Below are 20,398 nucleotides of genomic sequence, written 5' to 3' on the forward strand. Positions count from 1 at the left end.
GTGTATAGCTTAAAAATATAACGCGCCTATAATGTATTTAAAACGTTATTCATGGTTCTTACCGCATCGGCCGATTTACTGAACAGGGCTTTCTCTTCATCATTCAAATTAAAATCAATAATCTTCTCCCAGCCATTTCTGCCTATAGTTACGGGAACACCCATGCAAATATCTTTTTGACCGTATTCTCCTTCGAGGTATACAGAGCAGGGTATCAGCCGCTTTTCATCCCGCACAATTGCCCTTACCATATCGGCGCCCGATGCACCCGGAGCATACCAGGCCGATGTACCTATTAACCTGGTAAGTGTTGCGCCACCCACCATCGTATCTGCAGCCACTTTTTTCAAGGTTTCGGCACTGGCGTAAGCACTTACCGGGGTACCCTGGTAAGTAGCCAGGCGGGTAAGCGGAATCATTGTAGTATCACCATGTCCGCCTATAACCACCGCTTGTATATCGTTGGGCGAAGCAGGCAGGGCCTGACTCAGGTAGTACTTAAATCTTGAACTGTCTAATATGCCGCCCAATCCAATGATCTGATTTTTAGGCACCCCGGTCGATTTTAAGGCCAAATAGGTCATTGTGTCCATTGGGTTACTTATAATAATGATCACTGCATTGGGTGAATGCTGAAGAATATTACTGGTAACACTTTTAACAATACCTGCATTAATGCCAATCAGCTCTTCACGCGTCATGCCGGGCTTGCGCGGAATACCTGAAGTGATCACCACAACATCACTGCCCTTTGTTTTTACATAATCGCTGGTACTCCCGGTAATTTTAGTGTCAAAATTTAATAATGCGGCGGTCTGCATCATATCCATCGCCTTGCCTTCAGCCAGTCCTTCTTTAATATCCAGCAAAACCAGTTCTTCGCAAAGCGCTGCCCTGGCAATATTATCAGCACAGGTTGCGCCTACTGATCCGGCGCCTACAACAGTTACTTTCATTAGTGAGTGTATTTAATAAATGAAGAATATTATTCAGCAAAATAAAGGTATTTAGCCGAATGTTAATTTGGGGAAGCTTAAAACACCCCCGCAACTCCTGTTGTTTATTACAGGTATTTTATCAGGTCTTCCAGCCTGGTGGAACCTTCAAAAGTTTTAAGCAGCTTGTAATTTTTATCGTAAATAGCAAAAAAAGGCAGGTAATGCACTTTGAAGTAATTGCTGAAAAAGAATTTCGGATCACGCCCTACCGTAATGTTTTTAAACTTATGCAGCTCAAAATGTTCATAAAACTCCTGCATTTTAGCAAAGGGCATCGGCGTTACCATTACTACCTGGGTACCGCTGAACTGGCTGATGTTCTTTTTTATTAATTCGGTTTCATGTTTGCAATGTTCGCAGTCGGGGCTGAACAGCATGATCACCGTTTTCTTTTTTTTGGGCAAATCGTTTTTGGTATACCAGGTTACACTATCGGTAAGTAAAATAGAAAACTGGGGTAAAGGGTACTGTGTATACAATGGTGTAGTTTTTGCCGTATCATTCTGGGCGATACTTTGTTTGCCACATACACACAGCACGAACAGGATAAATAGATATTTCATTGTGGTTAAGTTTGATCAAAAATAGCAACGGAAATGTAAACCACAAGTTAAGCAACAAGCTTGTTAAAAAAATGAAGGATCAGCTACAATTTTAACGTTGTTGCTTAACAATATGTAAGTTTGCACAAACGTTGTAGCAGGCACAGGAAACGAAATTACAATGCAAAAGCTTTACGCACTTTTATTTATATTGGGCTTAGCATCGGCGGTGAAGGCGCAGAACAACACCGCCCTGCCTGCGGCTAAGGATATATTGTTACTGAAGGAAACCCGGTATGATTTTGGAAAAATACAACAGGGAAAACCGGTAACCCATATCTTTGAAGTAGTAAACACGGGAAAGGAACCGCTTCAAATTGAAAATGTTCAGGCATCCTGCGGTTGTACTACTCCTGAATGGAGCCACGACCCGATAGCGCCCGGCGCAGCAAAAAAAATTACGGTAGGTTATAATGCGGCGGTTAAAGGAACATTTGAAAAGCCGGTAACAATTTTTTATAATTCAGGAAAAACAAAGATGCTGTATATTAAAGGAGAAGTTTGGGAAACACCTGCCGACCCCGCTCCCGCTAATGCAAGTGTACAATTATTAAAAAACATAAACCATTAAATATGAAGAAACTGTTATTTACCATGGCAGCTTTTGCCATAACTTCCTGGGCTGTGGCACAGAAAACCGAAGGCAAGCAAAAAGCCGAAGACCTGATCAGCTTTAAAGAAAAAAAACACGACTTTGGAAAGATCAAACAGGGCGTTCCCGTTACTTACGACTTTGCTTTTCAAAACACCAGCGATAAACCTGTGGTGATAGAAAACGCGTGGGCTTCCTGTGGTTGTACAACACCAACCAAACCTGAGCAGCCTGTTGCCAAAGGAAAAAGCAATATTATTAAAGCAGGATTTAATGCCGCGGCTGCGGGTGAATTCGATAAGGTGGTATATGTAAAAGTACAGGGTATTGATATTCCGCTTGAATTAAGAATTACAGGGAACGTGCTGAATGCCGAAGCATATGCCAAATACGAGTCGGAAAAGAAAAATAATAAAGGCGGTAAATAATTTACAAGTCAGCCTGCAGTATACAGGATCCGCTTTTTCATACTTAATCCCCTTTGCTAAAAGCAAAGGGGATTTTTTTGCAGGTATAGCTATCAAAAAACATTTACTCAATCCGGTAATATTTTAAAATAGGGGGAAAGGTTAACCCATAAATTTGGCAAGCCGGTAAGGCTTTATTAATTTTGCATTATGTTAATTGCAAAGAACATACAATACTCCCCTTCTGTCCGATGCTGTTCATCTCTATAATCCACCGGTTTATCCTTCAATCAATCACGTAAATTAAAAATGGAAATAATCAAAATTTGCATTTTTAAAAATATTTTCTCTCCTTAACATAAAAACAATGGCAACAAATACAGCATTCAGTTGCGTTTCAACTGATGAACACATGGTAGCATCTAATATTCCCGGCAAGTTGTTTCATCCATTACAAAATGGTCTTTACAAGCCGCAATCTGCCTTATCGGGGCCCCAGCTTTTAACAGATAAAACAAGGTTAAAGGAAATATACGAATTGCGTGTAAATGTTTGGGAGCATTCGGGTAAAAGCAAATTTGTAAACAGGCAGCTTTTCCCAAATGGCTGGTCTGATGAATTAGATGAAACGGCTTTGCATTGGATCATCATGAACGATAAAAGTGAAATAGTTGCAGCAGCCCGGCTTAATATATTTCACTCTCTGTATGAATTTCCCTATAACTATTCCCTGCAACACCTTGCTCTTCCTATTGCTTTTCCCTTTGCTTTTTACAGTCGTTTGGTTGTTGATCATAGGTATCATGGAAATGGATTAAGCAGGCAACTGGCCGTGAGCAGAATACTTTTTTGCGAAAAAAACAGCATAAACTGGTGCCTGGCTTTTATAAATAACACCCATGTTTTAAAGCTATTTGAAAAACTAGATTTCAAAAACACAGGACAGGCAAACGTGAGTTACCATCAGTCTTCACAACCACATTCTGTGAATGTTTTAATCAAAAACTATCATTATCGCTGAACGGAAAATTCAGTGATACATAACGTACAGTTACAGGGCAGTATAAAAACATTTGCTTAACAATGGCAGTATAAACGATAGCGATCAGCAGCAGTCTGTATAAGCGTATAACAAATTTCATTATTTTAAAAACTACAGTTATGAAAAAGATAGGTTTAACAATGCTGATGGCTGCCCTTATCTGTACTGCTTCATTTGCCGATGGCGTCCACAAAGCAAGCAAACAAAAAGCCACCTTTATGGCAAAACAGGATTTTCAATCAGATTTTCCTAATGTAAAAGGCGAACAATGGAGCAGGGATCAGCAATACAGCGAAGCTACATTTATGCAGAATGGTATACTTATGCACGCCTTTTACGACTGGAATAGCGAACTCGCCGGCACTACCCATAATTTTGCTTATAGCGATCTGCCCGGATCTGCACGTAAAACAATTGCAAAGCAGTATAAAAATTATACCGTTGAAAGTACGATTGTGTATAATGACCAGGAAGACAACCTGAATGATTTATTCCCGCTGGTGCCTTATGAAAGTGATGTCAATTATTTTGTATCATTAAAAAAGAACGACCAGTCTGAATCCATCATATTACAGGTAACACCCGATGGAAATGTATCTTTTTTTGAAACAATGCGGTAAATGAATGCTACCGGATGATATAAAAAAGGAAAAGCAGTTAAACAAACCAGCACATATAAAGTTGTTCTGGTTTGTTTTTATTTTTCAATCCTGGAAAACCCGGCCAATAATGTGGTACCTAATCCCAGAAAAGCGATCAGGGTAAAAGACCATCTTAGGCTAAGCGCCTGTGCTATTAGCCCAATGGCCGGCGGACCAAACAAAAACCCCAGGTAACCGATTGTAGAAACCGCTGCCAGCGCAACGCCAGAAGCTATTTTTCCTGATCGCCCTGCAGCGCTGTATACCAGGGGTACAACAGAAGATACCCCCATGCCTGTGATCAGAAAGCCTATAGTAGCAGGAACGATATAAGGCAGTGCCACTGCCAGCATTAACCCGCCGGCAATCAGCAAACCACTTATTCTGATCATATTTTTCTTGCCCAACTTTACCGACAGCCAGTCACCGGCAAACCGGCCTCCTGCCATGGTGGTCATAAAAGCTACATAACCCAAAGTAGTAAGCGATTGGGGAGCCTGCACTTCCTTAATGAAATAAATACCGCTCCAGTCAAACATGGTGCCTTCGCATACCATACAACAAAAAGCAATTAGCCCCAGTTTTAACAATGTGCTGTCGGGCTTTGCAAACACAGGAGTATTGCTGCCTGAATGTATATCTTTTACCTGCAAATATTTATACGCCACAAAAACAATACTCCATACCAAAGCAGTAATAATACAAAAATGAAGAAAGGGAGAAGCAGAAAAAGACAGCATAAGCATGCCGATAGCGGCTCCGCTAAAACCCGCCACACTCCATACCCCGTGAAAAGAGGCCATAATTGACCGGCCATATTCATCCTCCACATTTACAGCCTGGGTATTCATGGAAATATTAAGCAGGTTACCGGCAAAGCCAAAAAGGAACAAAACCATAACCAGTTGCCATACAAAAGAAACAACACCCAAAAAAGGAAGTAAAAACGCATAAAGCAGGCATGCAATAACAACTGTGCGCCTGCTTCCATAACGCGCTACTACAAAGCCGGATACGGGTAAGCTCAGCATCAGTCCCATGGGCAATGAAAGCAGTACCATACCCAGCCCGGCCTCACTGAGTTGCAACTTTTGCTGAATAGCAGGAATCCGTGAAGCCCAGCTTGAAAAGCAGAGTCCGGCGGAAAAAAATAAAGCGCTAACGGCAATGCGTGCAGTTCTTGCAGGTGATGGAACTTGTGTTAACGATAGCATATTAAAATGCTAAGTTATGGTTTGAACAGGATAAAAATAGTTTGCGGCTAACAATATGAGCTTTCGGCAGTCCGAGTGTTCCAGGCTACAGGAAAACACCTGTAACCCGAAACTTGTGACACTCCGATATATGAACCCCGGTATTCAGGAAATATTTTTCAGGACAATATTTTTTCATTATTTTGTTCTTCAAACACCATGTAATGAAAAGCGCTAACCTGCTTGCCGTGGTATGGCTTTGCCTGGCCACCGGTGGTTTTACTCAAACTGCACATAGTCCCTTAATAGCTTACTATCTTTCTTCAGGGGCATACAGCAAAAACTTCCAGGATGCGTTTTCTGTTATATCCAATATTGGAGCGCTGTCGGCGCTGAAAAACTTCAGCGCCGGCGTGTATGGCGAAAGAAGATTTATGCTGGCGGAAACGGGTTTATACACTGCGGTTGTTACGGTACCCGCCACTTTCGGGAATTTGGCGCTGCAGGCGGATTATTTTGGGTATACTGCATATAATGAATCACAGGTTGGCATTGCCTATGGTTTACCGGTTAGTGAAAAAATAGGCATAGGTGCTAAATTCAACTATTATCATCTTCGTATTCCTTCCTACCTCAGCGCTTCGGCTGTAAATTTTGAAATAGGATCGGTTATTCATATCAGCAACCAGTTGCATACCGGCGTATCGGTATATAATCCTTTGAGCAGCCCTTTAGGAAGACACACAGGCGAAAAGATTGCTTCCATATACAAAGCCGGTATCGGGTATGAAATGTCTGCTTCATTTTTTACGCAGTTAGAAGTAATAAAAGAAAAAAACAGGGATGTAAATATACATGCGGCCTTTCAATATAAACCATTGAAGGAATTGATGGCAAAGGCTGGCATTTTTACAGGCACATCATCCGGCTACTTTGGCGTAGGCTACCTGTACCGGCAACTGCGTATGGATGTTTCCGTTAGTTTCCACCAGCAGTTAGGTATATCACCCGGCTTACTGCTGTTATACCAGTTAAATAAAAGCACGGAGCAATGAACCGCTGCATCCTCATATGGTATATGCTGTTTCCCTTGTATGCGCAAAGTCAGGAGCAGCCGCCTTTTGAAACGGAGCAGCAATTAGAAGCAATAACAGAAGCAGCAGAAGATGCGGAAACCGCGGATGATAGCTGGTGGCAACAAATGGAATACCTGAGAAAAGATCACCTCAATCTCAACACCGCTACAGCGGCCGAGCTTACGGAACTGCAATTACTGTCTGCTTTGCAGGTAAACCAGTTCATGAATTACAGGAAATTATTAGGTAAGCTGATCAGCATTTATGAATTACAATCGGTACCAGGCTGGGATATACCGCTTATTCAAAAGCTGCTGCCCTATATTGCTGTTGCAGAACCAGCGTTAACAAAAGACAAACTATCAAAACGGCTTAGCGGGGGAAATCATTATATAGTGCTGCGCTATTCGCATGCTATAGAAAAAGCAAAAGGATACCTGGAAAAAGACAGTTCGCGAAACGCTTATCCTGGCGATCCATCGAGACTGATGCTTCGCTATAAATACCAGTATAAGAATCTTTTGCAGTACGGGGTAACGTTTTCGAAGGATGCAGGCGAACCATTACTTACGAGCACCGCGGGAGGTTTTGATTTTTATTCTTTTCATTTTTTTGCAAGAAATATGGGTATAGTTAAAGCTGTTGCACTGGGTGATTACACTATTAATATGGGGCAGGGGCTGATTCACTGGCAGGGACTTGCGTTTGGAAAAGGAGATGCTGTACTGCATATAAAAAGACAATCTGCGGTATTGCATCCGTATAATTCTTCAGGCTCATTTTATTTTCACCGGGGCGCTGCTGTTCAGCTCGAAAAAAACAACTGGCAGGGAACCGTGTTTCTTTCTATGCGAAAATTAGACGCTAAGATAAATACAGATACTATAGAAGCGGAAGGCTTTGTATCATCTATTCATACTTCGGGATACCACAGAACACCCGGCGAAAGATTGGACCGGGGAACTTTAGGTCAACTGGCATATGGAGTGAACCTCATGTATAAAAAAAGCAATGGGTATGCGGGATTGAATATGCTACACTATTATTTTAACAGGCGCATTCAAAAAGAAGCAGTGCCTTATAACCGGTATACACTAACCGGAAAGCACCATAACAACTATAGTATAGATTATGGTTTCACATTTAAAAACATACATGCTTTCGGAGAAACAGCTATTGACAGAAATGTAAACATAGCATCCATTAACGGGGTATTGGTGAGTGTTCATCCTAAAGCCGGCATTTCCCTGCTGTACCGCAACATTGCAAAGGCTTACCAGGCCTTGTACGGTAACGCATTTACTGCCGGTAACACGGTATCCAATGAGGAGGGATTGTTTGCCGGGCTGTCTCTGAAACCGCTCCCGGCGTGGAGTATAGATTTGTATGCGGATGTATTTCGTTTCCCCTGGCTAAAATACCGTACGGATGCTCCCTCCTATGGTAAAGACTATTTTGTTCAGCTCAGTTGCAAACCTTCCAAACTAACGGAAATGTATACCCGTTACAGGAGCCGTCAGCAATCCATTAATCAAAAAACGGAAGCTACCGTTATGCATGAAGTAGTTTCTTTTTTCAATCGTTCCTGGCGTACGCAAATCAACCACCGGCTCAGCAGAACATTTTCAGTGCGGCAGCGGTTTGAACTGTTGTGGTATAAGCCGGAGAAAGCAAATGAGGAGAAAGGCTTTTTAGCTTTTTTTGACGTTTTTTACAAGCCTCCGCAAAGCCGCGTGAGTATGAATGCACGCCTGCAATATTTTGAAAGTGATAGCTACAACTCCAGGCTGTATGCCTATGAAAACGATGTGCTGTACTATTATGCCGTTCCCGTATTTTACGATAAGGGAACACGGTATTATATCAACGCCAGGTACAAACTCAATACATATATGAATGTGTGGGTCAAATGGGGGCAGGTCATTTATAGTGAAAAGGATGTTATTGGCAGCGGGTTGGATGAAATTGAGGGAAATAAGAAATCGGAGATCAGGATATTGCTGTCTGCAACGTTTTAACATGCATCAAAGTCAGCAGCATTTGTCTTACAGGAAAAGTTCCTTTATTAAAAATCACAATTTGCGGCTTTCGGTTTTAAGAGCGGTTACTTATTTATAAATATAAAAATAGCGACTATGGCAAAAAAAGAATTGCAGCTATTGGTGGCAGAACAAAAAGTATTGAATAAAATATATGCAATACGTGGTGAAAAAGTAATGTTGGATAAGGATTTATCGGCAATGTATGGCGTAGAAACAAAACAGTTGAAAAGGCAGGTAAAGAGAAATATAAACAGGTTCCCTAAAGACTTTATGTTTACGCTTACCAGAAAGGAATTTGAAAACTTGAGGAGCCAAATTGGCACCTCAAGTTGGGTGGTGTAAGATATATGCCGATGGCTTTTACAGAACAAGGCGTTGCCATGTTATCCAGTATTTTAAACAGTAAAACAGCCATAGAAGTAAACATCAGAATTATAAGAGTATTTACAAAGCTTCGGGAGTATACGCTTACCCATAAAGCGATATTAATACAGCTTGGTAAATTAGAAAAGGAAGTAAAAGGTAACAGCAGGGATATTGAGAATATTTTTATGGTCTTGAATGAACTGATACAGAAGCAAAGCGTACCCACCGCAAGAAATAAAATAGGTTTTAAACATTATGATTAAGCCTCTGGGCAAGCCTGCAAACACCCGTGCTAATCGCAGGCAGCGCATTTAATAACTTCAGTTTTCCTTTTACACCTTCCTGCTTTATTATTATTTAGCAAACTTCTTTGAACCTGCAACACAGAGAATTACGCCAATGGTAACTGCTAACATGCTAACACTTACTTTTTCGTGAAGCAATGTTGCAGCTAATGCCAGGCCTAAAAACGGCTGCAGCAGTTGCAACTGTCCTACAGATGCAATACCCCCCTGAGCCAAACCACGATACCAAAATATAAAGCCAATAAACATACTGAACAGGGAAACATAAGCCAGGCTAATCCAGGCGCCTGTGCTAACGCCTGCGAATGATGATGGAAAGCATGTCCACATCATGGGTAGCATAACTGGTAATGACAATACTAAAGCCCAGGATATGACCTGCCATCCGCCCAGTGTTTTTGAAAGTTTGGCGCCTTCGGCATAACCCAGTCCGCATAGAATGATTGCCCCCAGCATTAGCATATCACCCAAAGGTGATGCGGTAAGCCCCTGCCAAACTGCATATCCAATAACTAAAAGACTACCTGTAACAGAGAAAAGCCAAAATACCGGGCGGGGGTGCTCACCGCCGCGCAGTACACCAAACGCAGCCGTTGCAAGCGGTAGTAACCCCAAAAAAACAATGGAATGTGCCGATGTTATATACTGTAAAGCGAGTGCACTCAGCAACGGAAATCCTACCACAACACCTAACGCTACAACAGCTAAAGGAAAAATATGTTTCCGCGATGGTCGTGTTTCTTTAAAGATCAGCAGCACACACAATGCAAGCAAACCTGCTGTAGCCGCACGGGCAACCGTTACGAATACAGGATTAAAATCCAAAACCGCTACTCTTGTGGCAGGCAGGGAACCACTGAATAGTACCACACCTATAAAACCGTTAATCCAACCGTTTGATACGTCTTCTATTGGTTCATCAGTACTTACTGCTTTCATTGCATTTCCATTTCGGTGCAAAACTACAAGGTCGCATGTGATAAATAGAATCTCAGTTTTGCAATAACACTTTCCCTCCGTAATCTCTCTTCATAAAAAGCATTGTACCGGACAAAGGCACGCTGCGGCTTTATCATTATCTTTTACGCCTTAACCTAACCCGTTTTAGCAATTCATTATTTATTACTGCTGTGCAGAGGTATCCCCTAAATAAAAAAAGCCAAGGGTGTATTTTTCACCTTTGGCCTTTCCCTGTTTGATTTACCGGGATATTAATTCAATATTTCACCTAATTTTTTGATCAGATCCTCCCCTCTCAGGCTTTTGGCAATAATCTTTCCTTCTTTATCCAGCAAATAATTCATGGGTATGGCTCTTACTTCATATAAAGCAGCCACATCACTTTCCCAACCTTTCAGATCCGACACATGCGTCCAGGTAAGATTATCCTGTTTAACAGCCTGTTCCCATTTGTCTTTTTTCTCATCTAAGGAAACACCCAGGATATCGAACCCTTTTGATTTGTAGGTATTATACGCTTTTACTACCGTTGGGTTTTCCTGGCGGCATGGCCCGCACCAGCTTGCCCAAAAATCTACAAGAATATACTTTCCCTTATAGGCGGCTAATGAAACCGGCTTACCGTTAATATCATTTAATATAAAATTGGGGGCTTCGCTTCCAATAGCCGTGGTTTTAGCGGCATCTAAGCTTTTCCTGACAGCCTTTCCAAAATGAGAGGCTTTAATTTTTTCATCTAATCCATTATACAATGGTTCCAGGTCTGCAGGTACCGCGTCATAGGCAAAAGTTTGTGCCAGTTGAAAAGCGGAAACATAAGAAGCCGGGTTCTCTTTAACGAACTTTATTACAAGCGCTTTATTTTCACCTTCCAGCGCTTCATATTGTTTCTGAATTTCACCTGCTTTTTGTGCATTGCCCGACATAGAAGCTACCTGGTATGCTTCATATAATTGCTTCTGTTTCTCTTCTATGGGTTTACGCAATGCATTAAATTTCTCAAGTTCCTCCTGCGCGGAAGAACCGGTGATATCAGCTTTATACAGTGAATCCACCGTTCCTTTTATGGTTATCTCTCCTCCTTCTATGAAGAACCCCAGGGGAAACCTTTTTTGCCCGTGCTGATCATAACCCAGGAGCACGAACTCAGGCTGAACTGCATTTCCGTTAAACGTAAAGCTACCGTTCACAATTTTAACAGAATCGGGTATTTGCTGCTCCTTTTCCGGATGATACAAATAAGCCCATCCACTATCCAGTCCATCAATATTACCGGTTAAGAGAAAGGTACTGTCACCCGCTGTTTTTTCTCCGGCGGCTGTTTTACCTTTATCGGCGCAGGATGCCAGTATAAAGGCAAAACTCAATACAATAAGTAGCTTTTGCATTTACAATATTTTTAATTAAGTCGCAAAATTAAGCATTAAGGACCGCCCGGCAGCCGCAACCGAGGCAAAACATTGTTATAATTTTATGGCTAACCGGATGTCACTACTTCTTACATTCAACCTCTCTTCTCATCTCTCATCCCGTGAAACGGTAAACGTGAAATCATTTCTCACTTCTTCTCACTTACTACTGGTATTGTATATATATCGGCCGCGGTTTTAACTGCAGTACTTCTTCGGGCGTCATGGTGCGGCTGTTAGGTTCCCTGAAGTCGTTCTTGTAAAAAATTTTGAATCCTGTATAATGCACCGGCTCTTTATAAATGTATTGCCTGTACGTATTTATTTTACGTGCCTGTAGTCCCCAGCCATCCATATCCATTATAATCTGAACTTCGGGACGGGTTTTAATTTGTTTATAATTGGTTACCATACCCTGCGTGAAGCGGTGTACCACTAATATTTTAGGAGGAAGATTATACTTCTTTACCAAATCGGCCAGGTAACCGGTAACATAGTTAATATCATCTGCATTAAACGTACCGATAACCGTACCGGGCCGCTGCCCGCCCTTCATTGAAAATTCGGGATCTACACCCAAATGTACATCGGGCATTATTAGGTATTTTTCCAATTGCGGAATCTCCTCCTGCAAAGTGCTCAGTCCTACCTGCACATCCAGGAAAGTAATGGCATCAATTTTCTCCGCCATGCTTAAAACAGAATCAACCTGGTGAAAAGGCATGCGCAGCCTGTATTTTCCACCTTTTCCGGGGCTTTCCTGCGCGGTTACCGCTATATAATGCAAAGCCGGTAAAACTTTAGTTGTAGTATCTGCAGCTTCCCACTTATCCACTTCTCCTTTTAGTTTAGCCAGCATTTCCGCAGGTGGCAACTCCCCTAATATTCCCATCCGTTTTGAATACAGGTTGCCATAATAGGAAACCACTCTTTTAAAAGGAAAGATAGCGCCCGGAAGCGGATAAGGTGCATTCACCGGCCATAAGCCGGAACTATCGCCATTGGCCAACGCAATATTTTTTTGATCGTACAATGCAGTGTCAATCGGTGCAGGTGTATGCTGTTTCACCGAAACATCTTCCTGAAGCTGTATTGCACTGGTATCTTTCACCTGGTCGGTTTCAGAAAAACTTTGTCCGCAACCTGCGGAAAGCAACACAAAAGCAAATAAACACATCAGAAGGGTAACCCTTCTAAAATGATGAACAGCAGAACCGGATCCCTTCACAGCAGTGTTTTCCACGGCTTTAACCAAAACATGGCACATACTCAATTAATATTTATAAGTGTCTAAAAATGAACAGGCAAAGTAACATCCTATTCTGCCCAAAACGTGATAATCAATTAAATATTATCAACAATTTTACATTATTTTTTTAAGATTGCACAGCGTAAAAAACATGAAAATGCTTAGCCTACAATGATACGGGAGTTTTTTAGGCGGTCACTACTATGTTGATTGTAAACAATTGTGCATTAAATGAGTGATGAATAGCAAATGGTGGGCAGGGAATTGTCAATAATAAGTACCTGGCTTGCTATCTGCAATTGCACTCATTACTAACAACTCACAGTTTACTTCACTGCTTGTATTTTCTTTAACCCAAATATTTTAACACCTCTTCACCCATTGCCGCTGTGCCTAAAATTTTATCAGCCGGCGTTTGCCCGTCAGCAATATCTTTAGTACGATAACCCGATTTCAATACTTTATCAACGGCATTAATAACCGCTTCGGATTCTGCCTTCATACCAAAAGAAATATTTAATAACAACGCGGCCGATAAAATGGAAGCCAGCGGATTGGCAACGCCTTTGCCGGTAATATCATGCGCGGAACCATGAATAGGTTCGTATACACCTGTGCCATCGCCAATAGAAGCCGAGGCCAGCATACCCATGGAGCCGGCTATCTGCGAAGCTTCATCGGTGAGGATATCGCCAAATAAATTGGCCGTAACTACTACGTCAAAGCGCCGCGGGTCTTTTATGAGCAACATGGCTGTTGCATCTACAAACTGGTGTTCCACTTCAATATCGGGGTATTCCAATGCTACCTTTTGCACTATCTCTCTCCACAAGCGTGAAGTTTCAAGTACATTGGCTTTATCAACCGAACATAATTTTCTTCTTCTTGTTCTGGCCGATTCAAATGCCTTACGGGCAATGCGTTCTACTTCATAGCGACTGTATTCGGCTACATCATAGGCCGTATCGCCATTGTTCTTTCTTCCTTTTTCACCAAAATAAATATCGCCGGTGAGCTCGCGGAAGAACATAATATCGGCGCCTTTTAATATTTCAGGTTTAATGCTGGAAGCGCCCAGCAATTCATCAAATAGTTTAATAGGCCGGATATTGGCATACAAACCCAGCTCCTTGCGCATTTTCAGTAAACCCTGTTCCGGTCTTACTTTTGCCGAAGGATCATTATCGTATTTGGGATGGCCTACGGCGCCAAACAACACGGCATCCGATTCCTTCATTTTTTGCAGCGATTCATCGGGCAAAGGATTTCCGGTGGCTTCAATAGCCACGTGGCCAATCAATGCTTCATCATAGGAAAAGCTGTGGCCAAACCGGGCCGCTATTTTATCTAATACTTTTTTACCAACCGCTGTTACTTCCTGTCCTATCCCATCGCCGGGAACAATTAAAATTTTTTTGGTTGCCATTTTATTTTTATTTCCCCATCATATAAATAACGATAAAAACAGTATGTGGGTTTTGTTTAAAGAATTATGCTAAATAGTATTCAACATCTTTTGTGTGGCTTTAATTGCCGACACGGTTTGATCACTGTCGAGCCCTCTTGTTTTGAACTCTTTATTATTGTGCTGCCATGTTATTATCGTTTCACATAAAGCATCACTTCTGCCGCCGGGAGGTATACGAACCGCATAGTCGGTTAAAAGCGGCAATTCCAGCTTCTTTTGTTTATATACTTTCTTGAGCGCATTCATAAACGCGTCATATTGTCCGTCACCCTGTGCATGCTCTTCAAACAATTCGCCTGCTATCATAACCTTTATTGTTACCGATGGATTCAGCCCCTTGGAGTGGGTTAACGCATAGTTCTCAATTTTTACTTTATCATCCGTAGCATCGCTGTTTAATACATCCGAAATAATATAAGGAAGATCCGATTGGGTAACATCTACTTTCCGGTCGCCCAGCTCTATGATCCGCTGCGTTACTTTTCTCAAGTCTGCATCAGATAAGTGTATGCCAAGCTGCTGCAAATTATTTTCAATATTGGCTTTGCCGCTGGTTTTGCCCAAAGCGTATTTTCGCTGGCGTCCAAAGCGTTCAGGCATGAGGTCGCTGCAGTATAGTTTATTTTTTTTATCGCCATCCGCATGAATGCCTGCGGTTTGGGTAAATACATTCTCACCTACTACCGGCTTATTAACAGGAATGCGGAATCCTGAAAAAGTTTCAACCAGCTTACTCACTGTATAGAGTGATTTTTCGGCAATCGCTGTTTTCACTTTCGGCATAAAGTCATTCAAAACAGCTACAGCGCTTGCCAGTGGCGCATTACCCGCTCTTTCGCCCATGCCGTTTATGGTAAGATGAATGCCATGAGCGCCGGCCCTTACCGCTTCCAGCACATTTGCTGTACCCAGGTCGTAATCGTTATGCGCATGAAAATCGAAATGGATGCCGGGATACCGGGTAACAATTTCGGATACATACTGGTATGTTTCCGAAGGGATCAGAACGCCCAGCGTGTCGGGTAGCATTATTCTTTTAACAGGCTGGTGCTGAAGGAAATCAAGGTATTGAAAAACGTAATCTTTTGAATACCGCATGCCATTGCTCCAGTCTTCGAGGTATACATTACAGGCTATTCCTTTTTTTCCGGCAAGAGCAATAACGGCGGCAACATCCGCGAAGTGCTGTTCCGGCTTTTTCTTCAGTTGGTGTGTTAAATGATTTAATGAGCCTTTGGTAAGCAGGTTCATTACTTTTGCCCCTGCTTTCAGCATCCATTGCACAGATACATCTCCGTCAACAAAAGTAAGTACTTCCACCCTGTTCAAATAACCATTGGCTTTCGCCCATTTGGTTATTCTTTTTACCGCATCAAATTCACCTTCCGACACGCGGGCCGAAGCTACTTCAATCCGGTCTGCTTTTACTTCTGATAACAAAAGCTTGGCGATCGTTAATTTTTCTGAAGCGGAAAAAGATACACCGCTGGTTTGTTCTCCATCCCTGAGCGTGGTATCCATTATTTCAATATAGCGTTGGGCTGCCGGCATTTCTGGATGATCTTTTTAGTATATACTTTTGGCCGCAAACAACCCGATGTCTTCTTTCATTGCCTGCAGGTAGTCAATATCATCATAACCATTCGTCAGGTTATTCTTCTTATACCCGTTAATGTCAAACGATTCCGTTTCTCCTGTTGAGAGAATAGTGATGGTTTGTTGGGGAAGATTTACCTCTATTTCATTTTTGGGGTTGGCTTCCACAGCGGTGAATATCTTATCTAAAAATATTTCACTTACCCGAACCGGGAGTATACCCACATTAATAGAATTGTTCTTGAAAATGTCTGCGAAAAAGCTTGATACCACACAACGAAAACCATAGTCATAAATGGCCCACGCCGCATGTTCGCGACTGCTGCCGCTGCCAAAATTTTTACCGCCAACCAGTATTTTGCCCGAGTACAGCGGGTTATTCAGCACAAAATCTTTTTTAGGGCTGTTGTCGTTGTTGTACCGCCAGTCGCGGAAAAGATTATCGCCAAACCCTTTTCTTTCCGTTGCTTTTAAAAAACGGGCGGGAATGATCTGGTCGGTATCCACGTTTTCAATGGGCATGGGTACTACGGTGCTTCTGAGTACTGTAAATTTATCGTAAGCCATGAATCATTTGAGGTTTGAGATTTGAAATTTAAGATTTGAAATAGTTAACTCATCAACTCGCGCGGATCGGTAACCACACCCATAACAGCAGCAGCAGCAGCTACCAGCGGACTGGCCAGCATGGTTCTGGCGCCGGGTCCCTGCCTTCCTTCAAAATTCCGGTTGCTGGTACTTACCGCGTATTTGCCGGCAGGAATTTTATCATCATTCATTGCCAGGCATGCGGAACAGCCCGGCTGACGCAGTTGAAATCCCGCTTCTAATAAAATATCCAGTATGCCTTCCTCCTTTATTTGCTGCTCTACTACATGCGATCCCGGAACAATCCATGCGGTAACATGATCTGCTTTTTTACGGCCTTTTATAATGGAAGCAAATGCGCGAAAATCTTCAATACGGCCGTTGGTACAACTACCTATGAAAACATAATCTACTTTTTTTCCAAGCATGGATTCCGCTTCCCTGAATCCCATGTAATCCAATGATTTTTCATAGCTCGATTTTCCGCTTCCCATTCCTGCCGATACGGGAATACGGTTACTTATACCCATACCCATACCCGGGTTGGTACCAAAAGTGATCATGGGTTCTATATCTGCGGCATCAAAATGATATTCCTTGTCGAAGCCGGCGCCATCATCTGTTTTCAGCGTTTTCCAGTAAGCCAGGGCTTTATCCCAGGCTTCCCCTTTAGGCGCCTTATCTTTTCCTTTAATATAAGCGAATGTTGTTTCATCGGGCGCTATTATTCCGCCCCGCGCACCCATTTCAATACTCATGTTGCATACCGTCATGCGGCCTTCCATACTCATTTGTTCAAAAACTTCCCCTGCGTATTCAACAAAATAACCTGTAGCGCCCGCAGCCGTTAATTTTGAAATAATATAGAGTACCACATCTTTTGGGGTAACGCCCCTGCCCATTTTGCCATTAACGCTGATGCGCATTTTCTTTGGCTTGGGCTGCATAATACATTGGGAAGAAAGTACCATTTCCACTTCGGATGTACCGATGCCGAAAGCAATAGCGCCAAAGGCGCCGTGGGTGGAAGTATGCGAATCGCCGCAAACGATGGTCATGCCGGGCTGGGTAATGCCGTTTTCGGGACCAACCACGTGTACTATACCGTTTTTAGGATTACCCAGGCCCCAATGCGAAATGCCGTATTTGCCCGAATTGGTTTCCAATGCCTTCAACTGGTTGGCTGAAAGCGGGTCCTGCACCGGCAGGTGCTGGTTAATAGTAGGGGTATTATGATCGGCGGTGGCGTATGTTTTACCGGGGAACATTACTGTTAACCCTCTTTGCTCCAAACCCAGGAAGGCCACCGGGCTGGTTACTTCATGAATAAAATGACGGTCAATAAAAAACACATCTGGGCCGTCTTCAATTTTTCTTACCACATGGGAATCCCACACTTTATCAAATAATGTTGCCGGTTTACTGTTCATTTTTTACGAATTTAAAAGAGAATCGCAAATTTCTTAAATTATAGCCAGATAATCAGGATTTATCCGGTTTAAATTTAAATCTTTAGCCATTCCGGAAAAAAATGCCTTCACTCACATTCTGTGGCACGGGGTTTTCACAGCCGGCTATGGTATGTGGCGAAGCACACCAGCCCTTTGCAGCTTGTATGCCGTATTCGCAATATTAATATTATATTTTTACTAACCCAATAGGAAACCCGGTAATGAAATCCTGTAAATGCACGGTAAGAGCCGTCATTCTGCCGTTTGTATTTATCGGGTGTAAACTTTTCAGGATGCTTAGCGGAACTATCACAAATTAGCCAATCCGAAGCCGGATTTCGCACGTGCAGAACGAAAAAAGGGAATACTAAACAGTACCCCCTTATCTCTTATGCAGAAAACATAATTCTTATTCTTCCGGTGTTAAATACCGGGCATACGCGTAACCCTCTTCCCCGTCATTTGTGCGTACCAGCCACCACTGGTCGTTTGCCTTACTCATCAGCGTTACTACTTCGTTATGCGCCGCTTTGCCCACAATGGGCTGATCGGTGCCGGGGCCTTTACGGATATTCAGATTGGATGTTTCGGTTGTTACTTTAGCCTTAGCGCCTGCCACAGCAGTGGCTACGTTTACATTCATTACCACATCGCCCGATAGAAAATTAGGGTCTATTTTCCCGTATATGTCCCACAATTGATCTTTTACACTGCCCGAAGGCGCCTCACCATCAATATATAACACGCCATCCTGCTCTCTTACCTGTAAATTAACCATACCGAAAGCAGTTGCCGTATCTACTAACTGTTTGTATTTATCCTGTAGTGCCATAATAAGTTTACTTTTTTAGATTATTTAATTTTCAAAGCGGCTGCATCTACTTTCTTAGGTTGTAAACCATCCAGCGCCATTTTAATTTTCTTCCAGTTGGCAGCGGTGGTTTCGCCGGTAACGGTAATGATGCCATCTGCAGCGGTGGCTTTAACCGTAGGGAAATCCTTCAGCGCATCTGCAATACCTTTCGTTAAAGGATCGTCTGCCGCAATTACAACAGGGGCGGGTGGAGGAGGCGGGGCGATAGTGGTATTGTTGATCACCTGCTTCACACCTGCTATACTTTTAGCCGCGGCTTCACAGTCCATTCGATCAGCCTGGTCTTTAGCTTCGCCATTAAGCGTAACTACTCCATCTTTTACACTAACGGCAAGATGCGATAGAGTGGCATTAGACTGAATTTTGGCTTCTATGTCCTGGTCGCTTATTTTAGGTTTACATGAAAAAAGCCAGATACTGGCCATGGCAACAAACATGGAAACCCGGAGCAAACGAAAAAACGCTTTTTTCATACAAGTGCTGGTTTTAAGATAAATAAGATAAGATCAAAAGAAAATCATGCCAACTAAGCAATTGTATGCAACTTATTTTTAATAAATTTTTCTCAAATAATAACTTTTCTCATTTATGTATAATATATGTTGCTCCTTCTATGGCTAAATCTGTATTTGGAAAAACAGCACGGGCTTCGGTAACAAAATCATCTAAGGTTTCATAGCGGCTGCTAAAATGCCCGATCAGCAGTTTGCCTGCATTGGCTTTTAACGCAATAGCTGCTGCCTGGCCGCTGGTGGAGTGCATGCGACTAGCCGCTTTTTCCTTTTGATCATCTAAGTAAGTGGCTTCATGATATAAAAGATCAGCGGTCTTACATTTGTCAGCTATACTTTCATCATAAACCGTATCCGCGCAATAAGCATAGCTCCCACCTGGCTCTACCGGCCGGGTGAGCCATTCATTTTTTACAATTTCCCCGTCTTTAGTAATATAATCTTCCCCGGTCTTAAGCCGCAGGTAAAAGGAAGAAGGAATGGCGTATTGCCTCAGTTTTTCAGCGTCCAGCTTTAAGGGTTTCTCCTTTTCCTTAAACATAAAGCCCCAGCAGGGAATGCGGTGATTTACCGCAAAACAACTTACGGTTATTTTCTTCTCATCAACCAGTATACCTTCCTTTTCAATAGCAACAAAATGTATAGCGTAGGGTAAAACCGTATCAGAAGCCGTTAATTGTATTTCAATGATATCCCTGAGTAATGGCGGTGAAAATATCCACAGGTCTTCCGTACGTCCGTTTAATCCGTAACTGGTGAGCAATCCGGGCAATCCAAAATAATGATCGCCGTGTAAATGGGAAATAAAAATATAACGAATACGGTTACGGCGGATCTTATACCGGTTCATTTGTATTTGTGTGCCTTCGCCGCAATCCACTAAAAAAAGATGCTCATCATAATAAACTACCTGGGCAGTGGGATGCCTGTCGTGCATAGGAAGCGCAGAGTTATTGCCAAGTATGGTTACCGCAAACACGTTGTCATAATTAAGAAGTGAAAAAGTAGTGTTAAGTTAACTATAATA

Annotated in this window: 21 protein-coding genes; 8 read left to right on the forward strand and 13 right to left on the reverse strand. The window is 42.4% G+C overall.

All coding sequences use genetic code 11. The features are described from left to right. Positions 1 to 26: 26 nt before the first annotated feature. Both mdh and VL121_RS06405 read right to left on the reverse strand, forming a co-directional pair. On the reverse strand, positions 27 to 956 hold the full coding sequence (gene mdh / locus VL121_RS06400; protein WP_325403351.1) for a malate dehydrogenase: 930 nt from the start codon (positions 954 to 956) through the stop codon (positions 27 to 29). A gap of 107 nt (positions 957 to 1,063) precedes the next feature. Next, a complete protein-coding gene (locus VL121_RS06405; RefSeq protein ID WP_325403353.1) occupies positions 1,064 to 1,561 on the reverse strand; it encodes a TlpA family protein disulfide reductase in 498 nt (165 codons plus the stop codon). 160 nt (positions 1,562 to 1,721) lie between these two features. On the opposite strand from VL121_RS06405, the gene VL121_RS06410 reads away from it, so the two are divergent. From VL121_RS06410 to VL121_RS06425, 4 genes are all read left to right on the forward strand, one after another. Continuing rightward, positions 1,722 to 2,171 carry a DUF1573 domain-containing protein gene (locus VL121_RS06410; protein ID WP_325403356.1) on the forward strand — a complete coding sequence of 150 codons (450 nt, stop codon included), beginning with the start codon at positions 1,722 to 1,724 and terminating at the stop codon, positions 2,169 to 2,171. A gap of 2 nt (positions 2,172 to 2,173) precedes the next feature. Continuing rightward, the gene (locus VL121_RS06415) at positions 2,174 to 2,620 is read left to right on the forward strand and encodes a DUF1573 domain-containing protein (RefSeq protein WP_325403359.1); all 447 of its coding nucleotides are present in this window, start codon (positions 2,174 to 2,176) and stop codon (positions 2,618 to 2,620) included. Between the two features lie 346 nt (positions 2,621 to 2,966). Beyond that, positions 2,967 to 3,620 carry a GNAT family N-acetyltransferase gene (locus VL121_RS06420; RefSeq protein WP_325403361.1) on the forward strand — a complete coding sequence of 218 codons (654 nt, stop codon included), beginning with the start codon at positions 2,967 to 2,969 and terminating at the stop codon, positions 3,618 to 3,620. Between the two features lie 140 nt (positions 3,621 to 3,760). Next, positions 3,761 to 4,261 carry a hypothetical protein gene (locus tag VL121_RS06425; protein ID WP_325403364.1) on the forward strand — a complete coding sequence of 167 codons (501 nt, stop codon included), beginning with the start codon at positions 3,761 to 3,763 and terminating at the stop codon, positions 4,259 to 4,261. A gap of 77 nt (positions 4,262 to 4,338) precedes the next feature. On the opposite strand, the gene VL121_RS06430 is transcribed toward VL121_RS06425, so the two are convergent. Beyond that, positions 4,339 to 5,496, reverse strand: coding sequence for an MFS transporter (locus tag VL121_RS06430; RefSeq protein WP_325403366.1), 1,158 nt, complete (start codon positions 5,494 to 5,496; stop codon positions 4,339 to 4,341). 203 nt (positions 5,497 to 5,699) lie between these two features. Here VL121_RS06430 and VL121_RS06435 point away from each other — a divergent pair, with 203 nt between their 5' ends. The 4 genes from VL121_RS06435 (at position 5,700) to VL121_RS06450 (ending at position 9,222) form a co-directional block, all read left to right on the forward strand. Further along, positions 5,700 to 6,530 (forward strand): hypothetical protein, encoded by an 831-nt coding sequence (locus tag VL121_RS06435; RefSeq protein ID WP_325403368.1) that lies wholly within the window; start codon positions 5,700 to 5,702, stop codon positions 6,528 to 6,530. Beyond that, complete coding sequence (locus tag VL121_RS06440) at positions 6,527 to 8,569, forward strand: ComEA family DNA-binding protein (protein ID WP_325403370.1); 2,043 nt, start codon at positions 6,527 to 6,529, stop codon at positions 8,567 to 8,569. The genes VL121_RS06435 and VL121_RS06440 overlap by 4 nt, the downstream gene beginning before the upstream one ends. A 117-nt stretch (positions 8,570 to 8,686) precedes the next feature. Then, on the forward strand, positions 8,687 to 8,935 hold the full coding sequence (locus tag VL121_RS06445; protein ID WP_325403372.1) for an ORF6N domain-containing protein: 249 nt from the start codon (positions 8,687 to 8,689) through the stop codon (positions 8,933 to 8,935). A gap of 11 nt (positions 8,936 to 8,946) precedes the next feature. Further along, positions 8,947 to 9,222, forward strand: coding sequence for a hypothetical protein (locus VL121_RS06450; protein ID WP_325403374.1), 276 nt, complete (start codon positions 8,947 to 8,949; stop codon positions 9,220 to 9,222). A gap of 90 nt (positions 9,223 to 9,312) precedes the next feature. Here VL121_RS06450 and VL121_RS06455 read toward each other — a convergent pair whose 3' ends face one another. The 10 genes from VL121_RS06455 to VL121_RS06500 form a co-directional block, all read right to left on the reverse strand. Beyond that, positions 9,313 to 10,203, reverse strand: coding sequence for a DMT family transporter (locus tag VL121_RS06455; protein WP_325403376.1), 891 nt, complete (start codon positions 10,201 to 10,203; stop codon positions 9,313 to 9,315). 272 nt (positions 10,204 to 10,475) lie between these two features. Beyond that, positions 10,476 to 11,612, reverse strand: coding sequence for a TlpA disulfide reductase family protein (locus tag VL121_RS06460; protein WP_325403378.1), 1,137 nt, complete (start codon positions 11,610 to 11,612; stop codon positions 10,476 to 10,478). A gap of 187 nt (positions 11,613 to 11,799) precedes the next feature. Then, on the reverse strand, positions 11,800 to 12,900 hold the full coding sequence (locus VL121_RS06465) for a hypothetical protein (RefSeq protein WP_325403380.1): 1,101 nt from the start codon (positions 12,898 to 12,900) through the stop codon (positions 11,800 to 11,802). A gap of 331 nt (positions 12,901 to 13,231) precedes the next feature. Then, on the reverse strand, positions 13,232 to 14,308 hold the full coding sequence (gene leuB, locus VL121_RS06470; RefSeq protein WP_325403382.1) for a 3-isopropylmalate dehydrogenase: 1,077 nt from the start codon (positions 14,306 to 14,308) through the stop codon (positions 13,232 to 13,234). A gap of 69 nt (positions 14,309 to 14,377) precedes the next feature. Next, positions 14,378 to 15,901, reverse strand: a complete 1,524-nt coding sequence (locus VL121_RS06475) for an alpha-isopropylmalate synthase regulatory domain-containing protein (RefSeq protein ID WP_325403384.1) — start codon at positions 15,899 to 15,901, stop codon at positions 14,378 to 14,380. A gap of 15 nt (positions 15,902 to 15,916) precedes the next feature. Then, the gene (leuD, locus tag VL121_RS06480; protein WP_325403386.1) at positions 15,917 to 16,513 is read right to left on the reverse strand and encodes a 3-isopropylmalate dehydratase small subunit; all 597 of its coding nucleotides are present in this window, start codon (positions 16,511 to 16,513) and stop codon (positions 15,917 to 15,919) included. A gap of 44 nt (positions 16,514 to 16,557) precedes the next feature. Beyond that, complete coding sequence (gene leuC, locus VL121_RS06485) at positions 16,558 to 17,964, reverse strand: 3-isopropylmalate dehydratase large subunit (protein WP_325403388.1); 1,407 nt, start codon at positions 17,962 to 17,964, stop codon at positions 16,558 to 16,560. Between the two features lie 430 nt (positions 17,965 to 18,394). Then, positions 18,395 to 18,817, reverse strand: coding sequence for an SH3 domain-containing protein (locus tag VL121_RS06490; protein ID WP_325403390.1), 423 nt, complete (start codon positions 18,815 to 18,817; stop codon positions 18,395 to 18,397). Positions 18,818 to 18,837: 20 nt separating this feature from the next. Beyond that, positions 18,838 to 19,332, reverse strand: coding sequence for a BON domain-containing protein (locus tag VL121_RS06495; RefSeq protein WP_325403392.1), 495 nt, complete (start codon positions 19,330 to 19,332; stop codon positions 18,838 to 18,840). 109 nt (positions 19,333 to 19,441) lie between these two features. Continuing rightward, positions 19,442 to 20,350 carry a ribonuclease Z gene (locus VL121_RS06500; RefSeq protein WP_325403394.1) on the reverse strand — a complete coding sequence of 303 codons (909 nt, stop codon included), beginning with the start codon at positions 20,348 to 20,350 and terminating at the stop codon, positions 19,442 to 19,444. Positions 20,351 to 20,398: the final 48 nt, after the last annotated feature.

Source organism: Agriterribacter sp. (assembly GCF_035497235.1).
In the GTDB taxonomy this organism is placed as follows: domain Bacteria; phylum Bacteroidota; class Bacteroidia; order Chitinophagales; family Chitinophagaceae; genus Agriterribacter.